Below are 13,519 nucleotides of genomic sequence, written 5' to 3' on the forward strand. Positions count from 1 at the left end.
TGTATTCGCAGGATTCGGACACCGGAGACTCGAATCGGACGGGTCAGAAGTACACCGACAAACTGGGCGACTAAACGGTCGGAAGCATCCCCGCCCGTCCTGCCAAAGTGCAGAACACAGACTTCCTTGGCAAGTGTGCAGGCCAGTGGTTCAACGGTAGGCCGTTCCTACATCGCTCGGACGTGACCGTCGTGACGGCGGGAGCGACCACCACAGGTGTCGATGCGTCGCTCGACAGCGCGGGCTCGATCAGCGGCCGAATCTACGATCGTTGGACGGACGATCCTGCATACGCCTACGTGTATCTGTACGATGCGATGGACGGGCTCGGCGAACTCCACGAGGTCGCGTGGAAGGATACCCCCGATGGCGACTACGCGTTCGAAGGACTACCCGAGTGGTCTGACTACGTCGTAGCTGTCGATCCACCCGGCCCTCTCGGCATGCGTTACTACGACGACACCGACGACCCGGGCTCCGCGACCCCCTTCGGCGTGTTGGCCGGTGAGGATGTCACCGGCATCGACATACCGCTCGACATCACGCCGGATTCGACGGCACCCGGAACGCATGACGACGCGCTGGCGCTCTACTACAATGCGGCTTCGATCGAGGTCACCGCGAGCGACGACCTTTCGGGAGTCGAGCAGATCGAGTACCGGCTCGACGCCGAGGCGACCGCAACGGTGGCGGCGACATCGACAGTGGTAGCGACTTCCGCCGAAGGCTCGCACACGCTGCGGTACCGTGCCAAAGACCGCGCGGGCAACTACTCCGATCTCGTCGTGCGCGACTTCGACGTTGTCTACGACACAACCCCGCCGGAGCTGGACTACGCGGGCTGGGAGGCGTACCAGAGCGCGCCTCACACGACGATCGAGATGTTCGCGGTTGACGACATCTCCGGCGTCGCGCGTCTCTCTTGGAGGATGGACGGTGCCGCGACCAAGACCGTCGACGCGGACTACTACGGCGAAGTCATCGGTGGGCATGGCGCACATACGCTCAGATTCTGGGCCGAAGACATCGCGGGCAACGTGTCCGACGACATCTTGCTGGAGTTCTTCCTCGACGAGGTTGTTCCGACCGCGACCGATGACGCCGAGGACTACTACACAACCAGTCCCGCGCAGTTCACGGTGACGGGTGATGATGGGGTCGACGGCTCGGGCATTGAACACGTTCGGTATCGCATCGACGGCGCTGCGACTCAGACGGTGGATGCGTCCTTGGCGGATATCGAGGTCACGGGCGAGGGCGACCACGAGGTGGAGTACTGGGTAGTGGACATGGCGGGCAACGAGTCGGACCACGGGACAGCATCGTTCGTCATCGACCTCACCGACCCGACGATCTCGCACGATGGCTGGGCCTCGGCGTGGTATCCACGGGCGGCGGCGATCACCGTCGAGGCGGACGACGCCGGATCGCTGCTGCGGACGCTCAGGTGGCAGGTGGACGGCGGACCTGCGGAGACGCTCAACGGGCCGGCGAGTCACCTGGAGGACATTGTGGTCGCCGGGCTCGGTGCCCACACGCTACACATATGGGCCGAGGACATGGCCGGCAATACCTCCGAGGATACCTTCGACTTCGAGGTCTTCGAGCCGGACGCGGGCCGCGTGGCCGACAGCACCCGCTACTCGACGGCCGTCGCCATAGCCCGCGAGGGGTTCGATCCTGGTGGCGAGAAGCAGTGGCCGGGCGTCGTGAACGTGGTCATCGCGAGCGGGGACGACCGGGCCGCAGCCGATCCGCTCGCGGCGAGCGGACTCTGCTGGGCGTATGACGCGCCGCTGTTCCTCGTGAAGTCCACGAGTGTTCCCTCAGAGGTTGCCACCGCGATCAGGGAGATCGCCCGGGCGCGATCTGAGAACATCGCGATGTACGTCGTCGGAGGACCGGTCTCGGTACCTGACGCGCGAGTGAACGACATCGTGAAGGCGGTCGGGTCGGCGGAGTTCGTCACGACGACACCTTCGAAGATGCGCATCCTTTCGAGCGGAGGACGCTACGACCTCGCCAAGGCGATCGCGCTTTGCATGCGTGATGTGGCAGCTGCCGACCCGGAGAAGACGATGCCGTCCGTGGCGCTGTTCGCCAACGGAGCCGACCCCGCGAAGTTCTTCGATGCGCTCGCGCTTTCGCCGATCGCGGCGCACACGGGAGCCCCGATCCTGCTCGTCCAGCAGAACAGCGTCCCGTCGGCGACCTCCTCGGCGGTTGGTGCGCTGGGGCCTGCGACGAGGATCGTCGGAGGTGGGTCGGCGACGGTCTCCGAGACCGTGCGCAAGAAGCTCGGAGCACAACGGTGGGCGGGCGATACGCGCTACTCCACCGCGACTGCCATCGCTGACAAGGCCATCGCGAAGGGTTGGCTCGGCGCGCGCACCGTTGGCGTAGCCGCCAAGCTGCCCGATGCGCTCACGGGAGGGTCGATGGTTGGGGCTTCAGGCGGCGTGCTCGTACTCACTGACGGGAAGGCACTGACCCCGATCACGGGGTCCTGGCTCGCCGCGCACAGGAAGACGATCGATGACTGCTATGTGTTCGGCGGCACGATGTCGGTCGATCCGAAGGTGCTGACGGCCATCAAGGCGAAGATCGCGCCATAGAACCGCGGTTGATGCACCGGACGGCTGCTGTAGCGCTACCAGAGCTGGTAGAAACCGTCGCGCGACTCGATGTGTGCGGGGATGTCGAACAGCTCTGAGAGCGCCTCGTGCGTGAGAAGCTCACGTTTGCCGCCGTCGCGTGCGATGAGGCCGTCGCGAAGCATGAGCACGCGCGATACCTCGGGGATGATATCCGCGATGTGGTGGGTGACGATCACGAGCGTCGTCCCTGCTTGCGCGATGTCGCGGAGCGTCTCGATGAAGTGGTGCCGCGCGCTCGGATCGAGTCCGTCGCACGGCTCGTCGAGCACGAGAGCGCGTGGCTGGTGCACCAGCGCCCGGCCGATGAGCGCACGCCGGGCCTCTCCCGTCGAGAGCGTGTCCATCGTGCGATGAGCGATCCGCTCGATGCCAAGGAAGGCGATGGTCTCCTCGGCACGCTGGATCATGGCCGAGGAGAGTTCGTCCCGGCGGTAGAGCCCGATCGAGCCGAAGAAGCCCGAGAGTACGGTGTCGCGCACGGTGACGGCAAGGTCGTAGGTCTCCTGCAGGTCGTCGGATACGACGCCGAAGACCTTGCGTGCCTCGAACAGGTCCCATCGGTCGCGGCCTTGCATGAGCACTGCCGAGTCCGGGGTCCACACCGGCAGCACGTCGCGGGTGATCAGCTTGATGAGCGTCGACTTGCCCGCTCCGTTCGGGCCAAGGATGGCGGTGTGCTCTCCGTCGCGCAGCTCGAGCTCGTCGATGCGCAGGATCGAGCGGCCGTCTCGCAGAACGGTCGCATCACGAATCTCGAGCAACGGCGCACTCACAGCGGGCTCCCCGTGACGCCGAGGCCGTTGAGCAGGAACGCAGCACCGAGATAGAGCAGGAATGCGGCAAGCGAGCCGATGATGATGCGGTAGACGCGCGGCGTGAGCAGGCTCCGTCCCTTCGATACCGCGCCGATGACGAAGCCATACCAGGCCACATCGGCAAGTTCGTGGCCGAGGAAGAACGCCAGCACGCCGACGGGCCCGATCGCGAGACCGTCGGCGGCGAGCTTGACGCCGATGGTGGCCCACCACAGCGTCCAGTAGGGGGTGGAGAGCGACACGACGATGCCGCGCGCGATCGGCCCGAGCGAGGAGGTCTCCTCGGACGACTCGAGGTCTGCGGCGATCGAGCCGTTGATCGCGCCTCGCGCCAGTCCAGCGCCCATCCACACGAGCACACCGCCGCCGATGACGGCGAGCGCGGTCGCGACCGACGGGCGTGCGAGGAAGTGCTGCAGTCCGAACGCGAAGCCGATGATGAGCACGCCTTCGAGCAGCGCGTGACCGACGAGCATGAGTGCGGCCGAGAGGCGCCCGTGGCGGAGTGTGCGGGCGATCGTGACCGTGAGGTAGGGGCCGGGCGACATCGCGCCCGACAGACCGACGACGAAGGCCGCGAGCCCGAGCCTAGCCGCGGCTGTGAGGTCTGCAGCGTTCACGACGTGCGCTTCCGCTCGATCAGGTGCTCGTACAGGCCAAGGAGCGTATCGGCTGCGTCCCGGATGTCGTAGCGTAGGGCGTCGTCCCGCGCGGCGGTGCCCATGCGCTCGCGCAGTGCCGCGTCTCCGGCCAGCTCGACCATGCGGTCGGCGAACTCGCGCGGGTCCTCGGCGGTGAGGAAGCCGGTGGCGCCGTCGTGGACGGTGTCACCGACACCGGGGGAGCGCACGCCGAGGGCTGGCAGGCCCGCGGCCATCGCTTCAAGCACGACGAGCGGGTGGACCTCAGAGACCGACGCGGTCGCGAACACGTCCGCGGTCGCAAGAAGGTCGGGGACCTGGGAGTAGGGCATCATCCCGGTGAAGTGCACCCGGTCCCGCAACCCGTGTGCCCAGAGGCGCTCGGTCGCTTGCCCGCGACTGGGGCCGTCGCCGATGAGCATGAGTGCGATGCGTTCGTCGCGACCGGCGGCGTCGATGAAGGCGTCCACGAGCATCGGCAGGTTCTTTTCCGGCCCGAGGCGACCGAGGTAGCAGAACACGATCGAGTCGGCGGGGAGCGAGACGTCGCTACGGGTCGCGGGGTTCGCGGGTGCGGCGAAGGGTCGGGTGTCGATGGCGTTGGGCATGAGCAGCGCGTCGCACGTCACCCCGAACTCGCAGAGCCACTGACGGATGCCAGGCGACGGCGCGATCACGGTGTCGACCTGCGAGGCGAACCGGTGCAGGAAGCCGCGCAGGTAGGCCATGCGCAGCGGGCGCGGGATGAACCAGGCGTACGCATCCGAGTAGATGTCGTAGCGCGTGTGGTTCGTGAAGACGACCGGGACGCCGTGGGGACGACACTGTGCGAGCGCCACGCGTCCGGAGAGGAACGGGTGGTGTGCGTGCGCGATGTCGAGCGTGGGGATGAGCTCGCTGGCCTCCTTGGCAAGACCGTACCCGGCCTGCCAGCCGGTCTTGCCCCATGCCATCGCGGGCGAGCGGACCACGCCCGGCTCCGTGTCTACGTAGTCGCGGTTGCCGTAGGTCAGCACGAAGACCTCATGTCCGAGCTCCTCGAAGCGCTGCTTGTACAGCGCCATATGGTTCGTCACGCCGGACAGATGCGGCTTGTACATGTCGGCGAAGAAGCCGATGCGCAACGCGGGCCTCCTTGCGGCTGGTGGGAGCATGCTGGTTCGAGTAGAGTACGAACGTCGCCGCCCCGGCTCCGTGCCGAGGACGACGCTCTAGAGGCTATCAGTACCTGCGGCGAGGAGCCATACGTGCCGCTTTCCATCGGTATCGTGCCCGTCCCCGACACGCGACTCGCGTGTCTCGCCGAACTCGTGAACCCGCAGCAGATCGTGCCCGCAGCCCGTCGAGTCAGTTGACAAGAGTTTCGTCGAGTAGGGTCGATGGCGGGTTTTCGGGGCAATATCGCTGTTTCGGTTCACGCGAGGCGCACGCTCGACTAGAATGACGACACCGGGAGCGCGGCCGGGCCGTTGCGCGGCCCCGCGGGCGACCACATGCAGCCCTCAGTCGAACCAGGCAGCTCGCTGGATGATTTCCGCGGCAGTGGCCTGGTTTCGTCGTATCCGCAGCCCCGTGACCCGGCCGTAGCGAGGTAACCATCGCCCGCCAGGGCGTGCAGAACCGAGGAGGCAGCAGCGCTTATGGAGATCGAGATCGGACGGGGCAAGACCGCGCGTCGCGCGTACGGATTCGATGACATCGCAATTGTTCCGAGCCGCCGCACACGCGACCCTCGAGACGTGGATATCAGTTGGTCGTTCGCGTTCAAAGACCGGGAGTACAACTTCTCGGCGCCCCTTCTCGCCTCGGCCATGGACGGCGTGGTCGATTCGGCGTTCGCCGTCACCATGGGCAAGCTCGGTGGGCTCGCGGTCCTCAATCTTGAGGGCATCCAGACTCGCTACGAGGACCCCGGCCCGCATCTCGACGCCATCGCATCGTTCTCCCGTGACGAAGCGACCTCGCGCATGCAGCAGATCTACACCGAACAGGTGAAGCCCGAACTCATCACGAAGCGTGTTCGCGAGATCAAGGACGGCGGAGTGCTCGCCGCCGCGTCGCTGACCCCGCAGAACGTCGAGCGCTTCATCGGCCCCGCAATCGAGGGCGGGCTCGACATCCTCATCATCCAGGGAACCGTCGTCTCCGCTGAGCACGTCAGCAGCTACGACAAGCCACTCGACCTCAACGCATTCGTGCGTGACGTCGATCTCCCCACGATCATCGGTGGCTGCTGCAGCTACCAGGGCGCACTGCACCTGATGCGCGCAGGGGCCGTCGGCGTTCTCGTGGGCGTCGGCCCCGGTCACGCATGCACTTCGCGGCGCGTGCTCGGCATCGGAGTGCCGCAGTGCACCGCCGTAGCGGACGCCGCAGCCGCCCGCATGCGCCATCTCGACGAGACCGGCGTGTACTCGCATGTCATCGCTGACGGCGGCATGCGCACGGGTGGCGACCTCGCCAAGGCGATCGCCTGCGGTGCCGACGCCATCATGGTAGGCTCCCCGCTCGCCTCGGCGAGCGAAGCACCCGGCCGCGGCTTCCACTGGGGTATGGCGACCTTCCACCCCGAACTGCCGCGCGGCACGCGTGTCCAGGCTGGCGTCAAAGGCTCGCTCGAGCAGATCCTCCTTGGCCCGGCGCATGAGAACGACGGCACACGGAACCTCCTTGGCGGGCTGCGCACGTCGATGGCGACGTGTGGTTACGAGAACCTCAAGGCCTTCCAGAAGGCCGAGGTCATGGTTGCACCCTCGCTGCAGACGGAGGGCAAGATCCTCCAGCAGTCGCAGGGTGTGGGCATGGGCCGGTAGGGACGAGGCGTGTCGGGCTATCACGAGCAGCAGCAGGCGGTATTCGTCCTCGATTTCGGCGCGCAGTACGCGCAGCTGATCGCGCGACGGGTTCGCGAGGCGCGTGTCTACTCAGAGATAGTCCCGTTCGACATCTCCGCCGAGGAGATATCGCGCCGCGCACCGGCCGCGCTGATCCTCTCCGGCGGCCCGGCGAGCGTGTATGCCGAGGAAGCCCCGCACATGGATCCGGCCGTGCTCGGCCTCGGCATCCCGGTGCTCGGGTTCTGCTACGGGATCCAGGAGATAGCGCTGCACCTCGGCGGCGAGATTCCCAAGACCGACATCGGCGAGTATGGTTTCGCCGAGCTTGAGGTCATCGGTGACGGCGGCGAACTGCTCGCGGAACTCCCGGCGAAGTCGCAGTGCTGGATGAGCCATCGCGACTCGGTGGGCACGGCACCGGAGGGCTTCACCGTCACGGCGAGGACTGCCACGACCGCGGTAGCGGCGATGGAAGACGCGGAGCGCAAGCTGTTCGCTACGCAGTTCCACCCCGAGGTCGCGCACACCGACTTCGGGCAGCAGATCATCCGCACGTTCCTGCACGATATCGCCGGGATTCCGGCGTTGTGGACGATGGTCAACATCATCGACGAGACGGTCGACCGTGTCCGCGAGCAGGTCGGCACCGACCGTGTGATCTGCGGCCTGTCCGGCGGTGTAGATTCCAGCGTGGTGGCCGCTTTGCTGCACCGCGCCATCGGCGACCAGCTGACCTGCGTGTTCGTCGACCACGGTATGCTACGGCTCGACGAGGCCGAGCAGGTCGTTCGCACGTTCCGCGATCAGTTTCATATCGACCTCGTTCACGTCGACGCCGAGGACCGCTACCTTTCGCTGCTGGCTGGCGTGACCGACCCCGAGCGAAAGCGCCACATCATCGGCGAGGAGTTCTGGCAGGTCTTCTTCGAGGAGGCCACCAAGCTCGAAGGTGTGCGCTGGCTCGCCCAGGGCACGCTGTACCCGGATGTCATCGAGTCGGGCAACAAGACCGCAGCCAAGATCAAGAGCCACCACAACCTCATCCCGTTCCCCGAAGGCGTGCACTTCGATCTCATCGAGCCGCTCAGGGCGCTCTTCAAGGACGAGGTTCGCGCGGTAGGCGCCGAGCTCGGCCTGCCCGACGAGATCGTGCACCGGCAGCCGTTCCCGGGACCGGGACTTGCGGTGCGAATCATCGGCGAGATCACGCATGAGAAGCTCGAGACGTTGCGCTGCGCCGATGCGATCGTTCGCGAGGAGATCGGCGCCTGGGACACGGATCGCAGCGTGTGGCAGTACTTCGCCGTGCTGCCCGACATCCGCAGCGTGGGCGTGATGGGCGACGAGCGCACCTACGGGCACCCGATCATCATCCGTGCGGTCTCCTCGGCAGATGCGATGACCGCCGACTGGGCGCGCCTTCCGCATGATCTGCTCGCGCGAATGAGCAACCGCATCATCAACGAGGTCGAGGGCATCAACCGGGTGGCGTACGATATCACGAGCAAGCCGCCCGGCACTATCGAGTGGGAATAGCAGGGGCACGGGACTGACGGGACGTCGGGGAAGCCGGCGCCGCGAGTATCGAGGGTCCAGCGCGAGGAGAAGAACATGGCCGAGGACATGGAAGCCCAGGGCAAGATCGAAGAGCACCGGACACGCATCGACGAGATCGATTGCCAGCTCGTGAAGCTGCTCAACGCGCGCGCGGCCGAGTCGCTGGCGATACGCGCGCTCAAGCCGCAGGTACATTGGGGTCTGTACGATCCCAAACGCGAGGAGGAGATCTTCGCCAATCTGACCAGGTGCAACGAGGGCCCGCTGTACTCGGAGAACTTGCGCGAGATCTACGAGTCCATTCTTCACGTCATGAAGGAGCTGAGGGACTGATGTCTGCGGGGGGCGCGCAGGTCACCGGCGCTGTCGAGCGCGACGGGGCAGTCACCATCATCGCCGGGCCGTGCTCGGTCGAAAGCCGCGAGCAGATGCGCGAGGTCGCGGCGTGCTTGAGCGAGAACGGCATCCGGGTGATGCGAGGCGGCGCCTACAAGCCCAGGACCTCACCCTTCTCGTTCCAGGGTCTCGAGGAGAAGGGTCTCGTGCTCCTGCGCGAGGCCGCCGATGAGTACGGGCTGCAGGTCGTCACAGAGGTCACCGACTCCGCCCACGCCGAGAAGATCGCCGCCTACTCGGACATCCTGCAGATAGGCACGCGCAACATGGCGAACTTCTCGCTTCTCAAGAAGATCGGCGAGGTGACCGCAGAGTCCGGCAAGCCGGTGGTCTTCAAGCGCGGCATGGCGGCGACCATCGAGGAGTGGCTGCAAGCGAGCAACTACATCACCATGAGCGGCAACGAGAACGTCATCCTGTGCGAGCGGGGCATTCGCACGTTCGAGACAGCCTACCGCTTCACACTCGACATCGCGGCCGTGCCGGTGGTCAAGAGCCTCTCGCTTCTTCCGATCATCGTTGACGTGTCGCACCCCGCGGGTCGCGCGGACCTGGTGCCGGCGCTCTCGCGCTCGGCGATTGCTGTCGGAGCTGACGGAATCATGGTCGAGGTGCACCCGAATCCCCGCGAGGCGCTTTGCGACGGTCCTCAGTCACTCGACTTGGCAGGATTATGCAGCCTGCTTGAAGAACTAAAGCCTGTGGCGGAAGCCGTTGGCAGACACATCGGATAGCACAACAGGAACATGACGGCGGGCCCGTGAAGCAACGAACGGGACATGCAAGGCAACGAAGGTCGCGTCGTCACCTGGGGGAGTGCAGGTGACCGACCCGACCGTCAGGTTTTGTCCACACTGCGGCACTATCGGAACGCGCAGGCTTGGGCACTGCAAAGTGTGCAAGCTGGCGGTCTGTGAACGCTGCGGCAACATCCAGCATGTCCAGGGCGAAACCGAGATCGTGCACAACGAGTGTCTCAAGAATTCCGGCGACTCCTTCTCCATGATCAAGTTCGTGAAGTAGGCCGGCGGCCGCCTCCGCCAGTTCTTCCGGTTCCAGATTGAAGCCCTGGACGATGACGGTCGCGGCTCCTGTCTGCGCGGTGATGCACTCCCGTTTGTCACGACCCTTGGTGACATCGTGTTCGCTGCACCCTGCGGTGAAGGTGGCACCGTAGGCGTGCTGAGTGCGTGAGTTAGCCTTGTCATTCTCTGCGGTTTAGGCTATACAGGCCCCAGTGACTTCGCAGTACCTAATTCTGCGAGGAAGAGCGGTAGAATGAACGGGAGAGAACCATGTTTCGCAGCGCGGGACGTTTGCACCGGCATGGGAGGGGCGATCCTAATGACCGCGATACGGTCGTCGCTCTCAGAGACGGGGAGAGAGCAACGGTCATTGGCGTTCGCGGCGGCGGGCAGATGGAAGCGCGGCTCGTCAACATGGGACTTCGTCCCGGAAAGACCATCACGAAGCTTGCGGCGCTGCCCGGACGCGGGCCGGTGACCGTGGAGGTCGACGGATGCCGAGTGGCGCTAGGCCATGGGATTGCCCGCAAGCTGCTCGTAGAGCGGTCGAACGACCCCGGCTAGGAGAAACTCATGGGCGATGTGCCGTACCCCAGTAGGGTCGCCACTCTGGAGTCCGGCGCTCAGCCGAGAGTCCTCCTCGTGGGGAACCCGAACGTCGGGAAGAGCGTGGTCTTCTCCCGTCTGACGGGCGTGCGCGCGTTCTGCTCCAACTACCCCGGGACGACCGTCGAGTTCCTTGAGGGGGACATGCTCCTGGACGGCCGGAAGGTCCACGTGGTCGACGTGCCGGGCACCTACAGCCTCGAGCCGACGTGCCCGGCCGAGGACGTGGCGGTGCGCATGCTCGACGAGGGCGGCCTGGTCGTCAACGTGGTCGACGCCACCAACCTCGAGCGCAACCTGAACGTAACGCTGCAGCTGCTCGAGCGCGGGATCCCCGTCGTCGTCACCCTCAACCTCTGGGATGAGACGCGCCACCTTGGTATCCACATCGACGCGGACGCGCTCGCCGAACGGCTTGGCGTGCCCGTCGTGCCCACCACCGCCATCACGGGCGAGGGGATCAAGGAGCTGGTCGACGAGCTCGCACGCGCGAGCGGGTCGCCGCCGCCGAAGCCCGCCCGTTTCGAGGATGTCTGGTCCGAGATCGGCTCGATCGTCTCCGAGGTCCAGACAATCGAGCACAGGCACCACACCTGGCGCGACATCTTCGAGGACGTGAGCGTGAAACCGCGCACCGGCATCCCCTTCGCAATCGCGGTCCTCGTGGTCACCTTCCTCGTGATCCGCTTCATCGGCGAGGGGCTCATTGGGTACGTGATGGAGCCGGCGTTCGAGACTCTGTGGAGGCCCGTCGTTGAGGCCGTCTCGCGGGCGCTCGGGGGCGGGGGCTTCGTGCACGACCTGCTTGTCGGCTCGTTCGTGGTCGTCGACGGCACCAAGACGCTCGACTTCCTCCAGTCCTTCGGGTTGCTGACGACGGGTCTCTTCGTGCCGTTCGGCATGGTGATGCCCTACATCATCGCGTTCTACCTTCTGCTCGGCGTGCTTGAGGACGTCGGCTACCTCCCGCGGCTAGCGGTGCTGCTCGATCGGGTGATGCACCAGTTCGGGCTCCACGGCTACGCCGTGATCCCGCTGCTGCTCGGCTTCGGCTGCAACGTCCCCGGAATCCTTGCTACGCGGGTGCTGGACACGCGCCGGGAGCGTTTCATCGCGGCGACCATCATCTCCATCGGGGTCCCCTGCGCGGCGCTGCAGGCCATGATCTTCGGACTGCTAGGCCGGTACGGGGGGCGGTACGTCCTCCTCGTCTACGCTGTGCTCGCCCTCGTGTGGCTGGTCCTCGGCACCTACCTGCGTCTGACCAGCAAGGACTTCCTGCCCGAGATCATCCTCGAGATACCGCCCTACCGGCGCCCGCACCTCGGGCCGCTGTGGGAGAAGCTTAGGATGCGGCTGAGGAGCTTCTTCCGCGAGGCGGTGCCGCTCGTGCTCGGCGGCGTCCTCGTAATCGACCTTATCTACATGAGCGGCGTGTTCGAGAGGGTGGCCGACGTTCTTGGACCTGTGATGGAGACGCTCTTCGGGCTCCCACCGGAGACAGCACTCGCGCTCGTGATCGGCTTCCTCCGAAAGGACGTGGCCATCGGCATGCTGGCACCCCATGGTCTCACGGCGCTGCAGCTGGTCAAGGCATCCGTCCTGCTCGCCGTTACGTTCCCGTGCGTGGCCACGTACGCGGTGATGCTTCGCGAGCTGGGCTGGAGGGACACGGCGAAGGCGATGGGGCTCATGGCCGCTATCTCGGCTACTGTGGGCATTGCGATGAACCTGGTCTTCTAGCGGCAGCGGACTGCGAGCGGCTGTGGGAGCCGGCTCCTTCTCCACGGGTGAGAACGTTGTGCTCTGTCTCTTGAGGTGCACGGTGATCGGTTTTCGCTATGAGCGTCATGTCGTATCCTGCTCCGGGGCCACCTGCCTCTCGATGGCGCGACCTACCTTGTTGGACAGCTCACGCGTTTTCTGGTCGCCATGCCGCGGCACAGGAAACTGAGTCCGCTCTGGCGTCCCTCGGCCGAAGTGACTGCTCGGTCTCGCGCTGCTCGCGTTCGAGCTGTCTCTGCTCATGCGACCGAGATTCCAGTGCGACTGGTCCGACGAGGGCTGCGCGTCACACGCGTTCGACGAGAACCACCGTATTGTTCACGGGAGGCCCCGGGTCGACCTTGTCCACGACGACGAACTCCTCTGGCAACGACAGGTCTTCGTCGCCCGCGAGGATGCGACGCAGGCCTTTCTCGTAGGTGCGCAAGGAGATGCGAGCGCCCTTTGGCAGGACATGCAGCAGGTGTCGGAGGATCTGTTGCCTCGGGTCCGCCTGCGCCGCGATCATCACGAGGTCTGGGGTCCGTCCGACCGACAGCCATCGGTGATCCCCCCTGACGACCTCGATCCGCTCAGACAGGCCGAGGCGCTGGACGACGCGGCTGGCGAGCGCCGCGAGATCCACGTCTTCCTCGATGGCGATCGTGTGTACGTGGTGGTGCGCGGCGAGCAGGATGTTCGTCAGCGGAAGAGGGCCACATCCCACGAATAGCACCTCGTCGTCCGCATGGAGCGAGGCGGCGCGGGCCTCCGCGCCCACGAGTGTGACGTAGTTGGGGTAGAAGACGAAGCGCTCCAATACCGTCCAGGGCTCATTGCTTTCGAGCACCTGCTCGGCGAAGCGTCTCTCGTGGAGACGGAAGAAGGCGGAGTGGGCGTCGCGTAGGTCTGGGAGCATGGCGCTCACGTCGGGATCAGCCAACAACGCGGCTACTAGGTTGTCCCCAGGCGCGTGCAGACGAACGACATCGTCGAGCTCTGCGTAGAGCAGACATACGTCACCGAAAGCGAGTTCGTCCTGCGCGTCTGGAGCGAGTTCGCGGATCCTATCGTGGAACGCCAGCAGATGCCGCTTGACCGACTCGAGACTCGTTTCGCAATCCAGACAACAATCGGCAAGCTCGCGGTCGATGCTGTGGCGGTGATATGGGTTGTCCACGGCTCCACGTCCTCCTACGAGTCTGTTCCCTACAGCGGTAC

Annotated in this window: 12 protein-coding genes; 8 read left to right on the forward strand and 4 right to left on the reverse strand. The window is 65.6% G+C overall.

Annotated elements, in window-relative coordinates; all coding sequences use genetic code 11:
* The first annotated feature begins 191 nt into the window (after positions 1-191).
* Complete coding sequence (locus Q8K99_00885) at positions 192-2,615, forward strand: cell wall-binding repeat-containing protein (GenBank protein ID MDP2181111.1); 2,424 nt, start codon at positions 192-194, stop codon at positions 2,613-2,615.
* A 35-nt stretch (positions 2,616-2,650) separates the two neighbouring features.
* Here Q8K99_00885 and Q8K99_00890 read toward each other — a convergent pair whose 3' ends face one another.
* From Q8K99_00890 to Q8K99_00900, 3 genes are read right to left on the reverse strand one after another with little or no spacing between them, the layout of a single operon-like run.
* Positions 2,651-3,430: an ATP-binding cassette domain-containing protein gene (locus tag Q8K99_00890; protein ID MDP2181112.1), complete on the reverse strand. Its 780-nt coding sequence runs from the start codon at positions 3,428-3,430 to the stop codon at positions 2,651-2,653.
* Entirely contained in the window at positions 3,427-4,092 is a 666-nt protein-coding gene (locus Q8K99_00895; protein MDP2181113.1) for a LysE family transporter, read from the reverse strand. The genes Q8K99_00890 and Q8K99_00895 overlap by 4 nt, the downstream gene beginning before the upstream one ends.
* Entirely contained in the window at positions 4,089-5,237 is a 1,149-nt protein-coding gene (locus tag Q8K99_00900) for a glycosyltransferase (protein ID MDP2181114.1), read from the reverse strand. Before Q8K99_00900 ends, Q8K99_00895 begins: the two co-directional genes overlap by 4 nt.
* Before the next feature lie 516 nt (positions 5,238-5,753).
* Between Q8K99_00900 and Q8K99_00905 the strand changes: the two genes are divergently transcribed.
* The 7 genes from Q8K99_00905 (at position 5,754) to Q8K99_00935 (ending at position 12,277) form a co-directional block, all read left to right on the forward strand.
* Positions 5,754-6,926, forward strand: coding sequence for a GuaB3 family IMP dehydrogenase-related protein (locus tag Q8K99_00905; protein MDP2181115.1), 1,173 nt, complete (start codon positions 5,754-5,756; stop codon positions 6,924-6,926).
* Between the two features lie 9 nt (positions 6,927-6,935).
* The gene (gene guaA / locus Q8K99_00910) at positions 6,936-8,486 is read left to right on the forward strand and encodes a glutamine-hydrolyzing GMP synthase (protein MDP2181116.1); all 1,551 of its coding nucleotides are present in this window, start codon (positions 6,936-6,938) and stop codon (positions 8,484-8,486) included.
* A gap of 75 nt (positions 8,487-8,561) precedes the next feature.
* Positions 8,562-8,840, forward strand: coding sequence for a chorismate mutase (locus tag Q8K99_00915; protein ID MDP2181117.1), 279 nt, complete (start codon positions 8,562-8,564; stop codon positions 8,838-8,840).
* Positions 8,840-9,637 (forward strand): 3-deoxy-7-phosphoheptulonate synthase, encoded by a 798-nt coding sequence (gene aroF / locus Q8K99_00920; GenBank protein ID MDP2181118.1) that lies wholly within the window; start codon positions 8,840-8,842, stop codon positions 9,635-9,637. The genes Q8K99_00915 and aroF overlap by 1 nt, the downstream gene beginning before the upstream one ends.
* 88 nt (positions 9,638-9,725) lie before the next feature.
* A complete protein-coding gene (locus Q8K99_00925) occupies positions 9,726-9,926 on the forward strand; it encodes a hypothetical protein (GenBank protein MDP2181119.1) in 201 nt (66 codons plus the stop codon).
* A gap of 272 nt (positions 9,927-10,198) precedes the next feature.
* On the forward strand, positions 10,199-10,492 hold the full coding sequence (locus Q8K99_00930) for a FeoA family protein (protein ID MDP2181120.1): 294 nt from the start codon (positions 10,199-10,201) through the stop codon (positions 10,490-10,492).
* A 9-nt stretch (positions 10,493-10,501) separates the two neighbouring features.
* On the forward strand, positions 10,502-12,277 hold the full coding sequence (locus Q8K99_00935; GenBank protein MDP2181121.1) for a ferrous iron transporter B: 1,776 nt from the start codon (positions 10,502-10,504) through the stop codon (positions 12,275-12,277).
* Between the two features lie 328 nt (positions 12,278-12,605).
* Here Q8K99_00935 and Q8K99_00940 read toward each other — a convergent pair whose 3' ends face one another.
* Positions 12,606-13,478 carry a nicotianamine synthase family protein gene (locus Q8K99_00940; protein ID MDP2181122.1) on the reverse strand — a complete coding sequence of 291 codons (873 nt, stop codon included), beginning with the start codon at positions 13,476-13,478 and terminating at the stop codon, positions 12,606-12,608.
* Between the last annotated feature and the right edge of the window lie 41 nt (positions 13,479-13,519).

Source organism: Actinomycetota bacterium, from assembly GCA_030682655.1.
Taxonomy (GTDB): Bacteria; Actinomycetota; Coriobacteriia; order Anaerosomatales; family JAUXNU01; genus JAUXNU01.

Excerpts from the sequence above, each read along its gene's own strand:
- Q8K99_00905 (MDP2181115.1), top strand. The coding sequence starts at position 5,754 with ATGGAGATCGAGATCGGACGGGGCAAGACCGCGCGTCGCGCGTACGGA.
- aroF (MDP2181118.1), top strand. The coding sequence starts at position 8,840 with ATGTCTGCGGGGGGCGCGCAGGTCACCGGCGCTGTCGAGCGCGACGGG.
- Q8K99_00915 (MDP2181117.1), top strand. The coding sequence starts at position 8,562 with ATGGCCGAGGACATGGAAGCCCAGGGCAAGATCGAAGAGCACCGGACA.
- Q8K99_00935 (MDP2181121.1), top strand. The coding sequence starts at position 10,502 with ATGGGCGATGTGCCGTACCCCAGTAGGGTCGCCACTCTGGAGTCCGGC.
- Q8K99_00930 (MDP2181120.1), top strand. The coding sequence starts at position 10,199 with ATGTTTCGCAGCGCGGGACGTTTGCACCGGCATGGGAGGGGCGATCCT.